The following is a 20,127-nucleotide window of genomic DNA, read 5'->3' as shown; positions in this document are numbered from 1 at the left end:
GGGAGTGTTTTTAGTGGATATTCGTGATTTGTTATTAAAAGATGTTATGATCATGGATCTTAAAGCTTCGACTAAAAAAGAAGCTATTGATGAAATGGTTCATAAATATTATGTTAACGGCGTTATCAATGATGAAGATTTTTATAAAAAAGCCATTATTGCGCGTGAGGAACAATCAACAACCGGTATCGGTGATGGAATTGCTATGCCTCATGCTAAGAACAAAGCTGTCCAGCGGGCAACTGTTTTGTTTGCTAAGAGTAATGCTGGGGTGGATTACGATGCTTTAGATGGTAATCCTGTGCATTTATTTTTCATGATTGCTGCTCCAGAAGGTGCTAATGACACGCATTTGCAAGCATTAGCAGCATTGTCAGGTTTATTGATTAATCCTGATCTGGTTGCTCAGTTGAAGAAAGCTCAAACACCAGATGAAGTTCAACAGTTGTTTGCAGATGCAGAAGCTGCAAAAGAAGCAAAAGAAGCTGCAAAGAAAAAAGCTGATGCTGAAAAAGCTAAAGCTCCTGCAGCGGAAAAGAGCGACCGCCCTTACGTTGTAGCTGTAACAGCTTGTCCTACTGGGATTGCGCATACTTATATGGCTGAAGAAGCATTAATAAAACAAGCTGAAGCAATGGGAGTAGATATCAAAGTTGAAACAAATGGTTCAGAGGGTGTTAAACATCTTTTGACAGCTGATGAAATCAAACGTGCAGCAGGTGTTATCGTTGCTGCTGATAAAAAAGTTGCCATGGATCGCTTTAATGGCAAACCTTTGGTAAACCGTCCTGTAGTTGATGGTATCAAAAAATCAGAAGAACTTATCACTGAAGCTATGCATGGTGATGCTCCAATCTATCATGCTTCACAAAATGATTCTTCAGCAGAAGAAGAAGCTGCGGGTGGTTCGATTGGAAGCCGCATTTACAAAGATCTGATGAATGGTATCTCTCATATGTTACCATTTGTTGTTGGTGGCGGTATCTTAATGGCGTTGTCGTTTGTTATTGAACAATACTTCGGCGGACCTAAATCAATTGAATTTATTTTCCTGAACAATGCTGGTAGTATGGCGTTTGCTTTCATGATTCCTGTCTTAGCTGGTTTCATTGCTGAATCAATTGGTGATCGTCCAGCGCTGATGCCTGGGTTCGTTGGTGGATTCATGGCAACTGTTTACAGTGGCTCGTTCGGTGGTGCCTACACGGCTAACGTGATGACACATGCTCAAAGTTCAGCCGGTTTCTTAGGCGGTATCGCAGCTGGTTTCTTGGCAGGTTACATTACTGTTCTTTTGCGTAAATTGTTCTCTCATTTACCAAAATCACTTGAAGGTATGAAACCTATGTTGCTTTATCCAATTGTTGGATTACTGATTATGGCACTTTTGATGTTCTTTATCGTTAACCCGATTTTCTCTGTTATCAATGAGGTTGTTACAACATTCTTGAAACATATGGGAACTGGAAATGCTGTCGTATTAGGAATTATCTTAGGTGGTATGATGTCGATCGATATGGGAGGTCCTTTCAACAAGGCTGCTTATGTCTTCGCGGTTGGTGCGTTTACTTCAACTAATAATGGTGATTTAATGGCTGCTGTTATGGCTGGTGGTATGGTTCCTCCATTCGCAATTGCGCTTGCAACAGCTATTTGGCCTAAGAAGTTCACGGATGACGAACGTAAAGCTGGTATTACAAACTGGGTTTTAGGTTTCTCATTCATTACCGAAGGTGCTATACCATTCGCAACGGCCGATCCATTGCGTGTAATCACGTCTGGTGTGATTGGAGCTGCAATTGCAGGTGGATTGACACAATTCTGGCATGTTTCGGTTCCAGCACCCCATGGTGGTTTCTGGGTAACACCATTAGCTACTAATCCATTCGGATACATTATTGCTGTTGTTATCGGAACAGTTATCGCGGGTGTTATCTTAGGATTTTGGAAAAAAGAAAAAGAAGCTAGTAAATAACTAGATATTAAAAAATAGGGTCCCACAGTTAACAGATTTAACTATCTGTAATTGTGGGGCTTTTTTGTTTGAACATGTATAGTATGTTAATATTTTTTATATTAATTGTCAGAAACAGGTGTACAAAGGGCAGGAGCAACTTTATACTAATGTATATTAGTATAAAATTCAGATGGGAGAGATAAAAAATTAAATTTTTTAAATTGAACGATAAAACTAAACATGTCATGGTGTATCCGCTTTTTATGGCAATCTGTATCATAGTTATGATTCCTTTTTGGAAGCATAACACTCTTAATAGTGGTTCAGACATGCAATTCCATTTGCAACGGATTTATGAAATCTATATGAATCTGAAAAACGGCAGCTTATTTCCGTATGTTTCCGTATATTCTTTTAATAACGTCGGGGTTCCTTTGAATTTAGTCTATCCTGCAATTTTTCTTTATCCATTTGCGATTTTTATGCTGTTGCTGCGGAACCCAGTACATGCCATTTATTTGGGTATGTGGTTAATCCTGTTTTGCTCAATGTCTGTCGCCTATTGGACTGGGATGAAGTACTGGAAGGGAAACTTTAAAAAAAGTGTGCTTTTCTCCTTTTTGTATACTCTATCAGCGTGGTATTTTCATGTCCTTTTTAGCGGTTTCACTTTAGGTGAAGGAATAGGTATGATTTTTCTTCCGCTTATAGCTTTTGGTACGTACAGCATCTTTTTTAGAGACGAACACGAATGGTATATTCTAGCACTTGGTATGAGCGGCGTGGTGTATAGTCATTTGCTCAGTGCGGCGATGTATTCGGTTGTAGTAGGCGTTATTTTGGCGCTAGGAGTCTTCTATACTTCAAATTGGATTAAAAATTTTAAATATTTGCTATTTGCTGTTTTAAGCACGGTTGTTATTACTGCTTTTTATTGGGCAGGTTTTATCCAAACGATGTTCAATAACAAGTTAAATCTAACGATGGTTGTAGATCTGCAAAAAAGTGCATTACCTTTTGGAAATTACGTTACGACATCATTAAACAACGATATGATCGGTATTTTGCCTATCTTTTTCGTTGTACTTGCATGTGTATTGTGGAAAAAACTGGATAATGAAACTAAATGTATTGCTATTATCGGGATTACTTTTTTCTTAATGGTAACTTCCGTATTTCCATGGCGTTTATTACAAGACACACCTGTAAGAAATTTACAGTTTCCTACACGCTTGCAAACAATAGTTAATTTGTTCCTGGCTCTATTAGGAACTAATATTATAGACTATTTGACTTCTTCCAAGGTTTTAACAAAGAAGGCTTATATCTGTGTTGCAAGTCTGACAACAATATTTTTCATCAGTAATGCTTTTAATTTTTTTATCAACACTGCTTCCCAAACAGAAGTGAATTATAGACCTTCAACCAGTAAAAACATGCCTTTTATGGGTTTTAAGGTTAATTCCCAAACTTTTTACAATATTTTAGGATACAATTTGGGAGTGGGCTCGACTGATTATTGGAAGAAAATCAGTGTTAGCCATAATCGTGATCTTACTGCGCATGTAGGCTACATCGATGGAGCAAAGAAAATTCTGGTCCCTAAAATCTCTCCGAATAAAGAACAGTTTAAGGTGCAAACTAAGGGCTCTGGAGAAAAAATTGATTTACCGATTATGAATTATGGTTCTTATAATGTAACAATAAACGGCAAAAAAGTTTCTTACAAAGAATCCAAACGTGGGACAATTGTCGTCTATTCGAAGAGCAACACAAATACTGTTACTATTCAATATAAACCATCAACTGTGTTGGTAGTTGCAAAATATATTTCTCTAATAGGACTAGTTTGTGTTTTTGCTTTTCCTTTTAGGCAAAAATTATTTAAGAAAAAACAAAAGAGCTGAACTACTAATTGCAGCATTGAGTTATAAATATAGTCCATTATTCAGGAAGGAACATTTCTAAAATAAATTGGATGGGATATTGTGAGGAAAGAAAAGGCTTGTTATGGATTTAAGCATGATTTCTTAAAATTTTATCCTAATAACGGTAACAATCTAGTTTTAATGTCATTTTTTTGTTAAGTTAGTATTCATACATATAAGAACAAACGGCTGAAAAATAATAGTATGTTTGTTTTTTAAAAAGAGGTTTTCGTGATAATGATAAATAAAAACTTTAGAAAAGAACTACAAAGACTGATACCTTTCTCTTTTATTGCAATTGTTTCAATAGTATCAACTGTTCCAGCATTTACAGGTGGAAAATTCAAATTAAATTATGATGGTCAATTCCATTTAGCACGTTTTGAAGACGTCTACATGGCATTATTGCATTTTAGGTTGCCTCCACTTGTGAATTTAATTGGTCTCAGTCAGCATGGACTGGCAGTTAATGGGATGTATCCATGGTTAACGGGGCTAATTTTTATTATTCCAAAGTTCTTTATACACAATTATATGTATGCTTTAGGTACAGGGTTTTTTATTCTGAATTTTTTAACTATGTTCTGTGTCTATTGGCTGACTAGATATGTTACCCGAAATATTTGGATACAAGTTCTGGGGATTTCTCTGTATCAATTCAATGCATATCATCTGACTCTTATGTACTCACGAATTGCTTTGGGTGAAGCAATTGCATACATGCTGTTACCCGTTGTTTTACTTGGATGTTTAAAGATATGGAATAAGGATCCGAATGGCTGGCTCTATCTCGGACTAGGAATGGGCGCAATAGCAAACACACATGTTCTTTCTCTAATTATGGCAGCAGGTTTGATCTTTAGTGTCGAAACAGTTCGTATCTTTCAAAGAAAGTTGGATAGAACCGAGTTTTTAGCATACCTGAAAGCTGGTGGATTAAGTGTGCTTTCAGGTTTTTATTCATTAGTTAATATATATTGGTTATCATCACGTAATCTTCTTAATAACCCCAGTGGGCCGTGGGTGACCATTAAACCGAATGTCCTTTTGCAGGCCTTGCTGAATAATTCCATCGTGGAAGATGCAAATAGTTTTAATATTGGATTTTTACCTGTCTTAGTGTTAATTATTTTTACAGGATTACTATTTACAAGTAGAGAGGGATCATGGAGAATATGGACAGTTGCAGCGTTTATTTCTTTTATCAGTACATTTAGCTGGTTTCCTTGGCAGTTAGTTGCAAATCAGATAACTTTCGTATCAATTCAGTTTTTGGGCCGCTTTCTGAGTTTTACAGCGCTTTTTCTAACAATGGCGGTTGTGTGCTATTTTGAAGAGCAAAAAATAAAAACGAAGGATATATCTTTTGCGATCACATTTTTAGTGATGATTACTGGAATTTGTGCTGTTCATTCTTACCATGGTGAAAAAACAAATGATGGTTTCAAAGTGTGGGTTAATGCTGAACAATTAAAGAGCAGTACATATAGTAGCTTTTTGGGCAATGATTATGCGCCTCTTAATAATAAAAAAGAGAGGCTATCGGCGCTGGTACAAAGTGCCGGAATTAAAATGGAGGTCAAAAAGCAAAGTTATAATAAATTACAGCTTAGGTTGACGGTAAGTAAAAATGGCAACTATAGTCTGCCCATTGCACGTTATACTGGTGTAAGATACAGAGCTGTGTTGAACGGTAAAAAAATATTAAGTTTAGGTAAAAAAAATATCAAACTTAAGCTTCTTAAAGGTACAAATGATTTTTCACTTTCAAGCGAGGCACCTGCAAGCAGCTATATCACTATGGCTATTTCACTTTTGGCAACATTTGGGGGTGTTTTGATGTTACTGAGGCGATTTTTTAGACCGAAAATTGAAAAAAAGATCTCTGATAATAATGAATAATTTTACGAAAGGAAATCTATATAATTATAAATAAAATGAGAATAACCACGTTATTTATATAGAAATAATAATTTATGATAGTTGAAAAAAAAGCAGTAAAGACTTTAGTAATTAATCTAGTATTTATTTTATTGTCATTCATGATGGTATCATTTTTCTTGTTCAGCAAAAAAATATATGGGGGAGGCGACTTAGTCTTTCACATTAATCGCATAGATGAGCTTGCTAATGCATTAAAAAACAACAACAGTCTTGCCGATCTGTTCAGTTTTTCAACTTTTAACAACACTGGCAATGCGGTGCAGCAATGTTATCCAAATTTTACGTTGCTTCCCTTTGCAGTATTTAAAATGCTTTTTTCAAATCCAGTCACAGCCTACTACCTGGGAATTGTTTTCTATTCTTATATAACCCTTGCTGTTGCATATTATTCATGTTTAAAAATGAAAATTGGTATGCGGCAAGCTTTTATATTTGCTGTCCTGTATTCTTTTTCCCATTATCGTTTGATAAATATTTTTCGCCGTTTTGCGATGGGGGAATGGATTGCGATGAGCTTTATTCCATTGGCTCTTGTCGGTGCGTATTTGATATTGTTTGGAAATCAAAAATATTGGTATTTGCTGACAATTGGGTTGACACTGATCATATACTCTCATGTACTGTCGCTTTTGCTGGTAGTTGGCTTTATTGCCATTATGATTATATGTGCCTTTTTATTTCGGACAGATTGTATTACTAAGAGATTGGTTAGATTGATTGGGGCTGGCATTCTTACTCTATTATTAAGTTCAGTAGAGTTTTATCAATTATTTACATATGTTCACAACGGGAATCTTTATCTACCTGCTGGACAAACAACGTTATCGGTCAGTGCCTTGCCTGTAAAAACATTACTGACAAGTGCTTTAGGTAATGAAATTTCGTCCTATATTGGAGTAGAAACAATAATTATATTGATTTTAGTCCCTTTGTTTTGGAAAAAAATATCTTCTGTTTCAAAAAGTGCTTCCTTTTTCTCCCTTGTCTTTCTAGTCTTAAGCACTAATATAATACCTTGGACTTTACTGGCTAAGACCCCTTTAGAAACAATTCAGTTTCCATGGAGATTTCTGACATTATTCTCTGTCTTACTTACATTTACTGGTGCGGATGTTTTGGAAAAGCTACTGAATACGATTACATATCGTAGAACGGAAAAGTTAGTTTTTATGGGATTGGTAGCAGGTATAGTTATATTGGGAATTTATCCGCTGCATAAATGGCAGAAGAGTGCTGAACAGAATACGCAAACGGCAACTGCTACCAACTACGATTCTGCTTGGCCGGGTTCACATATCTTCAATGGTTCAAGCTATAAAATGATGTCACATGTTACTACGGCATTTATCTATGTTGATTATTGGCCCATGGAGAGCGTAAATTACAGAGATTCAATTAACAAAAAAGAAGTACTTTTAGGCAATCAACAAATTGGAACAATGAAGTTCTTGTCTTATAAGAATGATATGGCTGTTTTTAGCTTTAAAGCAAGTAAGAGCAGCACAGGCTATGACTTACCAGTCCTTTACTACGGCAGAAAATATAAAGTAAGTGTTAATGGCAAGATAGCAGAGTATTCGAAAAGTCAGCGGGGGACAATTCAAATTGCGCTAAAAAAAGGGACGAATAGAATAAAAATAAGGATACTAAAAGCCAAGCGATTTATATGCCTTGAAGTGCTATCATTGATGGGGTGGCTTGCACTGATTGTGTATATATCTTTTGTAAAAATATCTAAGAAACGCAAGTGAGGAATGCGTACCGACTGTTTTTTAAGCTTAACATATAATGTCAATAATCGAATTTTCATAGTATAACTATGAAAATAATGAGCTAGGATTTTAAACTATCCTAGAATTTATATATATAAAAAAACACCGTTAATATAAGTTGATGGTGTTTTTTTAATATACTAGGTTTTAAAAGAGATTTTTCATATTCTAGAATCTTTAATTGATTAGATCAATTGGTAGCGATTTTAAAAATAATTTTTTCCTGGATTCAGTTCTAATGGACGTTGATGGACACTGGTTGAGAAGACGATTTGTGTCTTGGTTTCTCCAAAACGTTGAATATCATTGATAAAGTTATCGAGAGATTTTGTGCTTTTGAAGTAGCAAACAACGATCTGCGAGTAACTTCCAGTAACACAATCACAGGAAACGACATTCCCAACGGATTTTATGTAGGGATAAAAAGCATCTTTGTCCTTAGGAGACAAATGCAAGCTGACATACGCTTTTATTGGAAAACCAAGTACTTTGTAGTTAATAGCAGTATGGTAATCAGTTATTATCCCACGTTCTCGTAAATGCGTTAAGCGGGTTGAAACAGCTGGTGCAGAAATAAAACAGATATCTGCGAGTTTTTTTAGTGATATACGCGCGTCTTTTTGTAAAGTCGAAACAATTTTTAAATCAATCTCATCCATTCTAATTCCTCCAAGCATGTCTTTATGTAATATAATATAACATAGATAGTCAGCTAGGTAAAATTCTGCAGAATATGAAAACCTTTATGACCGGATTTTCATAATATCATGAAAAAAATGAGTTTTACAATTGATATTTAAGTTTTGATTAAGCTGTATGTTATAATCCAGATGTGGTGTTTGAGTCACAAAAGACAATATTGTACTAAAAACTGTCTTGTAAAGTCTATTGTATTGATCTAAGAAGCAATGCAATGGTCAAAGGTAGAGAGTAAGCAACTTTGCGGGAATACGCTTATCATTTATAATTTCCTGCTAGTTAAAATTGTTTTTTGATTTTTTGAAGCAGACACCAGTAAAAACTAAAAAATGGAGTACAGAGATATGATAACTAGAAAAAAATTTTTTTTTATATTTAATAAGCTGTTGCTTTCGGTTTTTACTGTTTGGCTGGGTATTGTTTTAATTGGGGCAATTCGAAATGATCATTTCTTTATCGGAAATATTTCAGCAATGGCTGTTGGTTTGATACTCTTATTAATCTTTTTAATCGTTGTGTATTTAAAAATACCCTCTGTTAAAATGGTTTTCAGGTCAGTTTTTGTTAGATATGCCTACATAACTGCGCCAATATTATTGTTGCTGGTTATTTTTTGGCAACTGTTAATTTTAAATCAAACGCATACAAGAATTGGTTTTGATGCAGGATTTATCCATAATTTTTTGAAAAATCCTCATCTAAGTACATCTTATCTAAGTACTTATCCAAATAATCTATTTTTACTTTTTTTTCAAAAATTTTTGCTAAGTTTTTTTAATATGAAACTGACTTGGCTAAATGCTGCATACCTCTCGCTACTTTGCACTGATATATCAGTTTTGTTGAATCTTTTGACTGTGAGAGTAATAAATAAGAAAAAAGTTAGCCTTGCTGTTTATATTCACTGTGTCTTTTTATTTCTTTTTCCGATGATAATAGTTCCGTATTCTGATACGTTGGTACTGCCCTTTGTTTCGGCTTGTTTGTTTGCTTTTTCGTGTATGGTTTATCTTAAGAACGAGATAGTAAGAATCAGTGCTTCCATTCTTTTGGGAGGGAGTATAGCTGGGACGTATTTGATGAAGCCATCTTCTGTTATACCGATTATTGCGATTGTAATAGTTTATGGTTTGTATGTATGTACCTTGGACAAAAACAAGTTTTTGTCCAAACAAATGTTAATGAAAATGCTTTTACCAACTTTTTGTGTTCTTTTTTTTGCTGGGATAAGTGTTAGGTCATTTAATAATTACATAGAAAAACAGAATTTCGTCCATGTCCAGAAGGGGATGGCACTACCTCCAATTCACTTTATCAGTATGGGTATGATTGGAAAAGGGGGATACAATCAGGAAGATGTTATGAGAACTCTTGCACTTAAGAAACCAGAAGCGAGAAAGAAGTATTCAAAAAAAGTTATGAATGAGCGCTTAAAGCAAATGGGACCGTTGGGATTCATTAAGTTTCTTCTTTTTAAAAATTACAATAACACTTCAGATGGTTCTTTTGGTTGGAATGTTGAGGGCGGGTTTATAACTGCTCCAGTTGAAAGAGGGAGTAAAGGATTTTTACAGTCTTTCTTGTATCCGACAGGAAAACGCTTAGGAGATTTCTATTGGTTTGCGCAGCTGAGTTGGTCAATGTTGTTGCTTATAATAATATTTGGCTATGATCATAGGACGAAGTACGTACAGATGCTGCGTTTAGGTATTCTAGGCGGATTTTTGTTCCTGCTTATCTTTGAGGGGGGGCGCAGCAGGTACCTGATTCAATTTTTGCCGATGTACTTGATATTAGCTGTATTAGTTTTTGATGACGCTAAAGGAAGAATAAAAAAAATAACGACTACTTTGAAATGAAAAATTTATATAAGTATTTAGAAAAAAGCCCTGAAAATGAATTTTTCAGGGCTTTTTATTTTTAAAATTGCAGCTAGTTTAATTATTGATACCTAATATCTCTGTGACGGTTGTTTTCATTAGAGCGGGTGCAACTTCGCGGTGATGATTGAGCGGGAGTGTTGCGAGTTCTTTGATTGTCTGCGGGAGCTGGATACCAGTCTTCGAATGAAGTGCATCAATCATGGTAAAGGGTGAATCTGAACTGTAATCAGTATGAAGTGCAGTGAGCACGAATTGTGGGAACTTGTAAGGACTTGCAGTTGAGATAACAACGGTTGAATGCGAGTCAGCTGTATGCTTTTTATAGTTTTCAGCGACATAAGAAGCGACAGCTGTATGCGGGTCAATTGCAATTTGATCATCGGCAAAGATCCTGGCAATTTCTTGTCCGGTTTGTTCTTCAGTGGCATATGCTGCGTAAAAGTCTGCCAGCTTAGCCCGCATAGAATCATCGATTTTGTAAATACCTTTGCTAGTAAGCTTATCCATTAGAGACTTTGTTTTGATTGGATCTTCATTGCTGATATAAAACAGTAGCCTTTCTAAATTGCTGGAAACCAGAATGTCCATCGAAGGAGAAGAAGTTACGTAAAAAGGTCGGTTTTTATCGTAGACACCTTCGTTGAAAAAGTCTGTCAGAACATTATTACGATTCGAGGCACAGATCAACTTATTAATTGGTAAGCCCATCTTCTTAGCAAAATATCCAGCTAGAATATTTCCAAAATTACCAGTTGGAACGCTGAAATTGATAGCCTCACCGCTTTTTATTTTGCCAGAACTGAGTAGTTGACCATAAGCATAGAAATAGTAGACAACTTGTGGGAAGAGACGGCCAATATTGATTGAATTGGCGGATGAAAAACGGAATCCGTTTTGATTTAGTTCTTTGTTAAGTTTGGGATCATTGAATATTTGCTTCACATTTGTTTGTGCATCGTCAAAGTTGCCTTCCACACCTACAACAAAAGTATTGTTCCCTTTTTGAGTCAACATTTGTTTTTCTTGAACAGGGCTGACCCCATCTTTCGGATAGAAGACGATTATCTTAGTACCGGGAACATCTGCAAAACCAGCCATAGCTGCTTTACCGGTATCACCTGAAGTTGCAGTTAAAATCACGATATCTTCTTTCAAGCTGTTCTTACGAGCAGCAGTTGTCATCAAATGTGGCAGTAACTGCAAGGCGATATCTTTAAATGCGATCGTTGGGCCATGAAATAATTCAAGATAGGGATTACCTGCATGGTAGGTAATGGGAGCGATCTTAGGAGATGTAAAATTAAGACCATAAGCTTTGTTGATACAGTTTTTAAGTTCTTGCTCGCTGAAATCGCTGTAGAAAGCTTGTAAGATGTGATATGCTAACTCGCGATAAGATAGTTTTTCTAAATTGGATAATGGTAATTCAAATTTTGGAATGGAGACAGGAACATATAGACCGCCGTCTGGACTGAGCCCCTGCAAAATTGCTTGAGATGCGGTGACCGTTTGCCCATTTTTGTCGCGGGTGCTCCTATAAAGTACATTCATAAAGGTTTTCCTCCTCGGATTCTTAATGATCTCCTCATTATATAGTATATTTTACAAGAAGAATAACATAATTTCGAGAACGATAACAGTCAATCAGTAATTAAGGACGGATCTTTTCAATGTGTTATGTAGTTAAGTATTATTTTTAATCAAAATTAAACTAATTTCATTTAATGATTCAAAAGTTAAATTTATATGATAAAATAACTTCATTAGAAGAATTGGAGGATGCGACATGCAAGTCATTAATATTGGAATTTTGGGTCTTGGAACTGTCGGCAGTGGTGTGGTAAGAATCTTACGTGATCATCAAAATAAGATATCGAGCATCACAGGACGAAAGTTAGTTATTAAAACTGTCGTGGTCCATGATCTTGCTAAGAAAAGAAATGTTGACTTAACAGGGATTAATGTGACAGATAAGATTGATGATTTGATAAACGACAAGGATATACAGATTGTTGTTGAGGTAATGGGAACCGTGACAACAGCTAAAGAATATATTGAGAGATTATTAAATGCAGGAAAGCACATCATTACTGCTAATAAAGATTTGATTGCAACTTATGGTTCTGAACTTGCAGAACTTGCAGGCAAAAATGATTGCGATTTGTTTTACGAAGCCAGCGTAGCGGGAGGAATACCTATCTTAAGAACGATCGTCAACTCTTTTGCAGCTGATCGAATCGTTGAAGTTAAGGGGATTGTCAATGGAACTACCAACTACATTATGACTCAAATGAGCCAAAATCATGTTGACTACCAAAAAGCATTGAAATCAGCGCAAGAGCTTGGTTTTGCCGAACCTGATCCAACGAATGACGTTGAAGGGATCGATGCAGCGTATAAGATGATCATCTTAACGCAATTTGCCTTTGGAATGAATGTAACACTTGATGACATTGAGGTTGAAGGGATCAGCAGAGTTGACCTTGAAGATATTAAACAGGCTAAGAAGTTGGGATACAATATTAAGTTAGTAGGAATTGCTAAATTGATTAACGATCGTATCAAAGTTTCAGTTGGGCCTGTACTGATACCGTTAGATCAACCTTTAGCTGCTGTTCAAAATGAAAATAATGCGGTGCTTGTTACAGGAGCAGCAGTCGGAGAAACGATGTTTTATGGCCCTGGGGCGGGTGAATTGCCAACGGCTAACAGTGTTTTAAGCGATATTATTGCAGTTACTAAGAATATTGTTTTAGGAACGACTGGCAGCAGGTTCAATGACTTTTCGCGCGAAGGCAAACAAGCTTTACCAGATGAGGTTGTTTATCCATATTATATTTCCCTCCGTGTTAAGGATCAACCAGGACAGATGCTGAAAATCACGGAAGTTATGACAAGTGTTAAAGCAAGTTTTCATCTTATCCTTCAAACTGAGATCGATGATAATTATGCCCGTGTAGTCATGACGACACATGAAATGTCTGAAGCACAGTTGAAAGAAATCATTTCTGCAATTGCTGAGTTAAATGATATTGACGTAATTGCTTCTTACAAGGTTTTACCAGACTAATTATGGAGATGAATCCGCAAATGCAGATGCAAATTAGAGTTCCCGCGACAAGCGCTAACTTAGGTCCGGGATTTGACTCGTTAGGAATCGCCGTTACTTTGTACTTGACGATTACTATCGGTGAAAAAACAGACAAGTGGATTGTTGAGCATGATATGGGGTCGGATATTCCTAATGATGAGTCAAATATGATTGTTAAAACCGCACTGAGAATTTTCCCTAGTCTTCAGGCGCATAGGTTTAAAGTGGAATCTGACATACCTTTAGCACGTGGCTTGGGTAGTAGTTCATCAGCAATTGTAGCAGGCATTGAAATGGCTGATCAGCTTGGCAAAATGAACTTAACAAAGGAAGAAAAGATCCAGCTTGCTACGGAAATAGAGGGACACCCAGACAATGTAGCTCCAGCGATCCTAGGTGATTTTGTTGTTTCAACTTTTGTGCAGAAGAAAAATACGAGTATTAAAGGGCACTTTCCTGAACTGCAGTTGCTTGCCTACATTCCAAGCAATGAGTTATTAACGACGGAGAGTCGCAATGTTCTTCCAAAAGAACTGTCTTTTAAAGAAGCTGTAAGTGCTGGAAGTATTGGAAATACGCTAGTGGCGGCACTAATGACAGGCAGAACAGAGCAGGCAGGACGCTTAATGGAAGAAGATCTTTATCACGAAAGATATCGCTTAAAACTTGTTCCTCATTTGGCAAAAATAAGAAAAATCGGGCATAAACATAACTCCATGGCAACGTATCTAAGTGGTGCAGGACCAACGGTAATGACAATTTTGCCAATGCAGGAGGCAACTGCATTTTCACAAGAAATAAGAGAAGCGGGGTTGCTCGGCGAGATAGTTGCGCTAGAGGTCGATCGGCAGGGGACAGTTATAAGAAAACTGAAGTCTTGATAGATTTAGAGTAAAGGTTTTGCTAAAAATAAATATTTTTAAAAGATGTGTGGCTGAAAGCAGTTCACACGTCTTTTTGCTTAAAAAAATGTTAGTTTCTAGTTAAGGGTTTATCTTTGTGCTTTACATTAATGTTTTTATTAGTAAAATAGAAAATGTGTATTTGTAGGTTTTTTTTTATCATACGTCTACCCTATGATTTTGGAGATCAAGAATCAGTTTTATAAGTTAAAATCTTGCTTTCTCAATCGGATTTTGCGAGGGGTAGCATTTAGAGGAGAAGTATAATGACTCAAAATGTCAAAAAAAAGGGTCCTAGTTATATATATTTGGGTGTTAAGCGGTTAGTAGATATTATTATCTCAATAGTGGCTTTGATTTTGATGACCCCTATATTTATAATAATGTTTATCATATGCCACGTTGGTCAAAATAAAGGTCCTCTTTTTTATAAGCAGCAAAGAGTTGGAAAAAATGGACACAAATTCTATATTTATAAGTTCAGATCAATGATTGTTGGAGCAGAAAAAAAATTGAAGAGCGACAAGAAACTTTATAGACTGTATGTTGATAATAGCTATAAACTACCAGCGGATGTTGATCCCAGAATAACTAAATTGGGGCGTTTTCTGCGCAAGTCCTCTATTGACGAACTACCACAATTTATTAACATTTTTAAAGGAGATATGTCATTGATTGGTCCGCGACCTATAATCGAGGAAGAACTGCGTGAGTATGGTGACAGAGTAAATAAATTTTTGTCGGTTACGCCGGGGGCTATGGGGTATTGGCAGGCTTCTGGCAGAAGCAACATTGAGTATCCTGAAAGATGTGATTATGAGTTGTATTATGTTGATCATGCATCTTTGATATTTGATATAAAAATTTTATTCAAGAATATTATAGCCATCTTTAAGGGAGACGGTGCGTTTTAATGTGCTATGAATCGACAATTGAGGAAGTGAAATCTTTTTGAAAGCAGAAGTATATGTTGTAAGTCACAAAAAGGCTAAAATGCCAACGGACAGTATTTATGTGCCGATACAGGTAGGAAACAGTAAGGAGAACTTTAAGGGCTTTTATCGTGATAACATTGGAGAGAACATTTCTTCGAAAAACAAAAATTATTGTGAACTTACTGCGCAATACTGGGGATGGAAAAATAGAGATGCGGATGTGAAAGGATTGGTTCATTACCGCAGGTTTTTTTCTAATGGGAGTACTAATTTTTTTAAAAATAGTCAAGCTAAGTTTAATGATATAATGAATAAAGGAAAGCTCGAACAAATAATAGCTGAACATGATATGATTCTTCCGCGGAAGCGCAATTACTATGTTGAAACCTCATGGTCGCACTATAAGCATGCACATCATATTGAGGGACTTAAAGTTGCAAGAGATGTGCTTTCTGAAAAGTTTCCAGATTATGTGCCAGCTTTTGACGAGGTTGTTAACAGAAAAGCTGTACATATGTTCAACATGATGATTGCACGTGCAAAGGTCTTTGATGATTATACAGAGTGGCTTTTTTCAGTTTTAACCGAGGTTGAAAAAAGAGTGGATATTTCAAGTTATTCTGAATATGAGAAGCGTATTTTTGGATTTATTAGTGAAATATTAGTTGATGTGTGGGTTGAGAAAAATCAGGTTGATTATGTTGAAGTGCCGGTGATGTTTATGGAGAAGCAGCATTGGATAAAAAAAGTTGCTGCGTTTCTTTTTAGAAAGTTTGGAGGTAACAAGCTTGAAAATTGATTTTAATGATAGAAAATTACTGCAGTCTTCGGAATTGAAATTAGTTGCAAGCTTTAGCCGTTTTTGTGACCTTCATGGATTAAGATATTTTTTAATGGGCGGTACTTTTTTAGGGGCTGTCAGACATCATGGCTTTATTCCATGGGATGATGATATTGATGTTGGCATGCCGAGGCCTGATTATGAAAAGTTATGCTCTTTGATGGAAAAAGACAACAATAGGATAGGCAGCTTTCCTTTCAGAAATTTCAAAAACTCTGATACATATGAGTATGTGGCAAGACTAGAAAATCCTGAAACAAAAATTATAGACCGTTCGGCGGCAGAAGTCGAAAAAAGAAATTCATGGATGGATATCTTTGCTCTAGATGGTATGCCGAATAATGCCCTTTTGCGTAAAGCGCATAGTTTCAACTTAATGCGTCTTCGTTTGATGCTTAAGTATTCTGAGTTTAATAAAGTTAGTGTGAATTATACAGAACGACCGTTCTCAGAAAAAGCTTTGATCAAGGTCGGTAAGGTTATTCGGCCTGAAAAGTGGTTGGATACGAGGAAGTGTTTAGATAAATTAGATAAAGCACTTCAAAAGTATTCTTATGAATCTTCTGAGTATGTAGTTAATTTTATGGGCGCTTATAAATTGCGTGAAATGTTTCCAAAGGGTTTTTATGATGATGATTGCAACTACACATTTGAAGATCTTAATTTACGAGGCCCTAGGGATTATGACGCAATACTTTCACAGTTATACGGTTCTGATTATATGGAACCACCATCTGATCAAATGAAAAATAAACATTTTACAGAGGTTGTAAGATGAAAAACACCAAAAGTAAAACAATTATTGTATTAGGCAGTTTTAATACAAATAATGGCATCACGACTTTTGTAAAAAATAATTACATGTCTTTAGTTGAAGAGGGATTTAAGTTTGAATTTATTAATATTGCTAACTCCGCACCTGCAACTGAGTTAGCAGAGATCGGAAAATATATTCAAGTTGTCCAACTTAAGCTGGGAATATTAAAGCATATCGCTGGACTAAAAAGTGCACTTAAGCAAGCACGTCAGCACAGTACGATTATCCATATGCATTTGGATTCTCTTCATAACTTTATACCTATAGTTTTGGCTAAAGCCGCTGGATTTAAACGAATAATCATTCATGCACACTCGGATCAAAGAGGGCAGTATTCATTTGCTAAAAATACGGCACACGTTTTGGGTATGTGGATAACAAGTTTGTTAGCAACTGATTACCTTGCATGTTCTCAGAATGCTGCTGATTTTTTCTATAGTCGCGGTACACAAAAAAAACCGACTTTTAAAATTATTGTTAATGGAGTGGAACTTGATAATTTTAGATATGATGCTTCAAAAAATATTCAGGTCAGAAAGCAGTTTGAAATTCCGCCTAACACAGTAGTTATAGGACATTGCGGACGTTTTGCACGCCAGAAAAATCATCCATTTTTGATAAAGAGTTTTAAAATTTTTCATGACAAAGTACCTAATTCTGTATTGTTACTAGTCGGAAATGGTGAGCATTTTGAAAAGATAAAACATTTGGTAGCAAGCGCTGGAATTAAGGATAGTGTGCGGTTCCTAGGGTATATCAAGAATGTTGCAGAGGTACAGAATGCTTTTGACATATTTGCTTTTCCGTCTCTATACGAGGGTTTGTCTTTGTCTTTGATAGAAAACCTGGCCAATGGTACAGAATGTTTAATATCTGAGAATCAATCTCCAGAATCTTTTCAGGCACCTACGGCACATAAGATGGCAATTGCAGATGAAATTTCGGTAAATCAATGGGCTGAAAAGATGCTTTCTTTTAGTGATGCAACAACTGACAGAAGTTTGAAAGAAATGAAAAGTCAGACCAATATTGATGTATTAAAAGCAAAAGGATTTGACAAAAAGACTACAGTTGCATCCCTTAAGAAAGTGTACGAAAATTAGTATGATATTTAATTTATTGTATTGAAAAGGAGGAAATTTTTATGAAAGGGATCGTTTTAGCTGGTGGGAGTGGGACACGCCTGTATCCTATCACTAGAGGAATATCGAAACAGCTTATTCCTGTTTATGATAAACCAATGATTTATTACCCGTTATCAACGCTTATGCTGGCAGGAATACGTGACATATTAATTATCTCTACTCCACGTGATACACCACGTTTTGAAGATCTTTTAGGAACAGGTGAGAATTTTGGAGTGAATTTATCCTATGCTGTTCAAGATAAACCGAATGGATTAGCTGAGGCTTTTATTATCGGCGAAAAATTCATTGGTGATGATTCAGTCTGTTTAATTCTTGGAGATAACATTTATTATGGAAGTGGTCTTTCACAGATGTTGCAAAAAACTGCCAATAAAAGTGAAGGGGCCACTGTTTTTGGTTATCATGTTAATGATCCCGAACGTTTTGGTGTGGTAGATTTTGATAAACAAATGCATGCTTTATCGATTGAGGAAAAACCTGTCCACCCAAAAAGTAATTACGCTGTTACCGGCCTCTATTTCTATGATAATAAAGTTATATCTATTGCTAAAGCTCTTAAACCATCTGCACGGGGCGAATTAGAAATAACTGATATCAACAAGGTGTACCTTGAACGCGGCAAGCTTGATGTGCAGCTTATGGGCAGAGGATATGCATGGTTGGATACTGGAACACATGATTCAATGCTCGAGGCTTCTAGTTTTATTGCAACAATTCAAAAGAGACAGAATTTAAAAGTTGCTTGTTTGGAGGAGATTGCTTTCCGAATGGGGTATATTACAGCAAGCAGGTTATGTGAGTTAGCTCAGCCTATGAAGAAAAATGATTATGGAAAGTATCTTTTAGATATCGCAAAGAGGTAATTACAAGGAGGACGTTTTGTGGTGAAATCTGAAGTGGCTATTGTGATGTCAACATATAATGGTTCGAGGTATCTAAGAGAACAAATTGACTCTATCTTGGGCCAAGATTTTAAAAATTGGGATTTATATATTCGTGATGATATGTCTAGCGATGATACCGGTGTGATTTTAAAGGATTACGAAGAAAAATATGATAATATCCATGTTGTCGAAAATAATAATATAAATTTAGGTGCGAAAAGGTCATTTTTAAAGTTAGTGGAATGTGTAAATGCGAAATATTATATGTTTAGTGATCAAGATGATTTTTGGTTACCAAATAAAATTTCATTAACTTTAGGGGCAATGAAATCTGCTGAAAAAGTAAGGCCAGATGCTAGTATCCCTATCTTGGTTCATACTAACTACCGAATTGTTGACAGTAAACTAGCTGAACTTAGAACACCACCTGCATCTTTTAAAAACTATACTGATTTATCTAGTTTATCGATAAATAATTGTATCACCGGCTGTACAATGATGATAAATGAAGCACTTAAGAATTTAATTGGTAGTGTTGATACTGAAAGTGTTGGGATGCACGACTGGTGGTTTGGACTAATTGCGAACTGCTTTGGCATTGTTAAATATCTTCCACAAGTGACAATTTTGTATCGCCAGCATGAAGGAAATGTTGTTGGAGCTAATACTGGGATGGCAGATTCTGGCTCAGGTTCAAAGGTGAAAAGAATTCTGAGAGGAATCAAAAAAAATTTACGGTATTATCGGAAAGAATTTAAATATGATTCTATTACTGCAAAGCAGATTTATTACTTTCGTAAATACTACTCTAAGATGCTTACAGATAATAAGAAAAAAGAACTTGATGTTTTGTATGAAGGATTAATCGGTGGTCCTAAAGCAGGGGCAGTTTTAATTAAAAAACTAAGACCGCAAAGTCGAAATAAAGAAGTAAAATGGGTAATGTACTATGCTCTGATTACCAAATAATAGTGTTTGATAGGTGGAAGTGTGATTATGAAAATTATTGATACTAAACTAAAAGATGTTAAGATTGTTGAAACTGATGTATTTGGAGATCATCGCGGTTTTTTTACTGAGACCTACACGCAAAACAAATTTCATGAAGCAGGGATCGATGTCGATTTTATCCAGGATAATCAGTCATTGTCAGTTGAACCAGGTGTGTTGCGTGGCATGCACTATCAAAGAGCACCATATGCACAGACTAAATTGTTGCGTGCAGTAACTGGCGTTATTTATGATGTTTTGGTTGATATTCGCAAGGGTTCGCCAACATATGGTAAATGGGAAGGCTATCTTTTAAGTGAATATAATCATCGCCAG

General features: G+C 35.9%; 16 protein-coding genes. 14 read left to right on the top strand and 2 right to left on the bottom strand.

The window, feature by feature from the left end; all coding sequences use genetic code 11:
* Positions 1-13: 13 nt before the first annotated feature.
* The 4 genes from FD20_RS03580 to FD20_RS03565 all read left to right on the top strand — a co-directional run bounded on the left by FD20_RS03580 (position 14) and on the right by FD20_RS03565 (position 7,580).
* On the top strand, positions 14-1,975 hold the full coding sequence (locus tag FD20_RS03580) for a PTS fructose transporter subunit IIABC (protein ID WP_057736221.1): 1,962 nt from the start codon (positions 14-16) through the stop codon (positions 1,973-1,975).
* 203 nt (positions 1,976-2,178) lie between these two features.
* Entirely contained in the window at positions 2,179-3,864 is a 1,686-nt protein-coding gene (locus FD20_RS03575; RefSeq protein WP_162255616.1) for a hypothetical protein, read from the top strand.
* 258 nt (positions 3,865-4,122) lie between these two features.
* Positions 4,123-5,787: a glycosyltransferase family protein gene (locus FD20_RS03570; RefSeq protein ID WP_057736219.1), complete on the top strand. Its 1,665-nt coding sequence runs from the start codon at positions 4,123-4,125 to the stop codon at positions 5,785-5,787.
* Positions 5,788-5,861: 74 nt separating this feature from the next.
* Positions 5,862-7,580: a glycosyltransferase family protein gene (locus FD20_RS03565; protein ID WP_057736218.1), complete on the top strand. Its 1,719-nt coding sequence runs from the start codon at positions 5,862-5,864 to the stop codon at positions 7,578-7,580.
* A gap of 227 nt (positions 7,581-7,807) precedes the next feature.
* Here FD20_RS03565 and FD20_RS03560 read toward each other — a convergent pair whose 3' ends face one another.
* Positions 7,808-8,260 (bottom strand): Lrp/AsnC family transcriptional regulator, encoded by a 453-nt coding sequence (locus FD20_RS03560; protein ID WP_057736217.1) that lies wholly within the window; start codon positions 8,258-8,260, stop codon positions 7,808-7,810.
* A 384-nt stretch (positions 8,261-8,644) separates the two neighbouring features.
* Here FD20_RS03560 and FD20_RS03555 point away from each other — a divergent pair, with 384 nt between their 5' ends.
* On the top strand, positions 8,645-10,159 hold the full coding sequence (locus FD20_RS03555) for a glycosyltransferase family protein (protein ID WP_057736216.1): 1,515 nt from the start codon (positions 8,645-8,647) through the stop codon (positions 10,157-10,159).
* A gap of 78 nt (positions 10,160-10,237) precedes the next feature.
* Here the strand turns inward: FD20_RS03555 and thrC are convergent, their stop codons facing one another.
* Complete coding sequence (gene thrC / locus FD20_RS03550) at positions 10,238-11,734, bottom strand: threonine synthase (RefSeq protein WP_057736215.1); 1,497 nt, start codon at positions 11,732-11,734, stop codon at positions 10,238-10,240.
* Positions 11,735-11,969: 235 nt separating this feature from the next.
* On the opposite strand from thrC, the gene FD20_RS03545 reads away from it, so the two are divergent.
* The 9 genes from FD20_RS03545 to FD20_RS03505 form a co-directional block, all read left to right on the top strand.
* Positions 11,970-13,253, top strand: coding sequence for a homoserine dehydrogenase (locus FD20_RS03545; protein WP_057736214.1), 1,284 nt, complete (start codon positions 11,970-11,972; stop codon positions 13,251-13,253).
* 26 nt (positions 13,254-13,279) lie between these two features.
* Complete coding sequence (thrB, locus tag FD20_RS03540; protein ID WP_057736332.1) at positions 13,280-14,155, top strand: homoserine kinase; 876 nt, start codon at positions 13,280-13,282, stop codon at positions 14,153-14,155.
* A 287-nt stretch (positions 14,156-14,442) separates the two neighbouring features.
* A complete protein-coding gene (locus FD20_RS03535; protein ID WP_057736213.1) occupies positions 14,443-15,090 on the top strand; it encodes a sugar transferase in 648 nt (215 codons plus the stop codon).
* A 37-nt stretch (positions 15,091-15,127) separates the two neighbouring features.
* Positions 15,128-15,910 (top strand): DUF4422 domain-containing protein, encoded by a 783-nt coding sequence (locus FD20_RS03530; RefSeq protein ID WP_083489027.1) that lies wholly within the window; start codon positions 15,128-15,130, stop codon positions 15,908-15,910.
* Positions 15,900-16,730 carry a LicD family protein gene (locus FD20_RS03525; protein WP_057736212.1) on the top strand — a complete coding sequence of 277 codons (831 nt, stop codon included), beginning with the start codon at positions 15,900-15,902 and terminating at the stop codon, positions 16,728-16,730. The genes FD20_RS03530 and FD20_RS03525 overlap by 11 nt, the downstream gene beginning before the upstream one ends.
* Positions 16,727-17,872: a glycosyltransferase gene (locus tag FD20_RS03520; RefSeq protein WP_057736211.1), complete on the top strand. Its 1,146-nt coding sequence runs from the start codon at positions 16,727-16,729 to the stop codon at positions 17,870-17,872. The genes FD20_RS03525 and FD20_RS03520 overlap by 4 nt, the downstream gene beginning before the upstream one ends.
* Positions 17,873-17,913: 41 nt before the next feature.
* The gene (rfbA, locus tag FD20_RS03515; protein WP_057736210.1) at positions 17,914-18,780 is read left to right on the top strand and encodes a glucose-1-phosphate thymidylyltransferase RfbA; all 867 of its coding nucleotides are present in this window, start codon (positions 17,914-17,916) and stop codon (positions 18,778-18,780) included.
* An 18-nt stretch (positions 18,781-18,798) separates the two neighbouring features.
* Positions 18,799-19,770: a glycosyltransferase family 2 protein gene (locus FD20_RS03510; RefSeq protein WP_057736209.1), complete on the top strand. Its 972-nt coding sequence runs from the start codon at positions 18,799-18,801 to the stop codon at positions 19,768-19,770.
* Positions 19,771-19,797: 27 nt separating this feature from the next.
* Positions 19,798-20,127, top strand: a 330-nt coding sequence (locus FD20_RS03505; RefSeq protein WP_162255615.1) for a dTDP-4-dehydrorhamnose 3,5-epimerase family protein, incomplete at its 3' end; no start/stop codon positions are given.

The organism is Liquorilactobacillus uvarum DSM 19971 (assembly GCF_001434935.1).
GTDB classification, from domain to species: Bacteria; Bacillota; Bacilli; order Lactobacillales; family Lactobacillaceae; genus Liquorilactobacillus; species Liquorilactobacillus uvarum.
This window is presented reverse-complemented; position numbering and strand designations above follow the sequence as displayed.

What these genes read in the sequence shown, in the direction of transcription:
- FD20_RS03565 (WP_057736218.1), top strand. Translation starts at nt 5,862, where the DNA reads ATGATAGTTGAAAAAAAAGCAGTAAAGACTTTAGTAATTAATCTAGTA.
- FD20_RS03545 (WP_057736214.1), top strand. Translation starts at nt 11,970, where the DNA reads ATGCAAGTCATTAATATTGGAATTTTGGGTCTTGGAACTGTCGGCAGT.
- FD20_RS03570 (WP_057736219.1), top strand. Translation starts at nt 4,123, where the DNA reads ATGATAAATAAAAACTTTAGAAAAGAACTACAAAGACTGATACCTTTC.
- FD20_RS03520 (WP_057736211.1), top strand. Translation starts at nt 16,727, where the DNA reads ATGAAAAACACCAAAAGTAAAACAATTATTGTATTAGGCAGTTTTAAT.
- thrB (WP_057736332.1), top strand. Translation starts at nt 13,280, where the DNA reads ATGCAAATTAGAGTTCCCGCGACAAGCGCTAACTTAGGTCCGGGATTT.
- FD20_RS03555 (WP_057736216.1), top strand. Translation starts at nt 8,645, where the DNA reads ATGATAACTAGAAAAAAATTTTTTTTTATATTTAATAAGCTGTTGCTT.
- thrC (WP_057736215.1), bottom strand. Translation starts at nt 11,734, where the DNA reads ATGAATGTACTTTATAGGAGCACCCGCGACAAAAATGGGCAAACGGTC.
- FD20_RS03535 (WP_057736213.1), top strand. Translation starts at nt 14,443, where the DNA reads ATGACTCAAAATGTCAAAAAAAAGGGTCCTAGTTATATATATTTGGGT.
- rfbA (WP_057736210.1), top strand. Translation starts at nt 17,914, where the DNA reads ATGAAAGGGATCGTTTTAGCTGGTGGGAGTGGGACACGCCTGTATCCT.
- FD20_RS03560 (WP_057736217.1), bottom strand. Translation starts at nt 8,260, where the DNA reads ATGGATGAGATTGATTTAAAAATTGTTTCGACTTTACAAAAAGACGCG.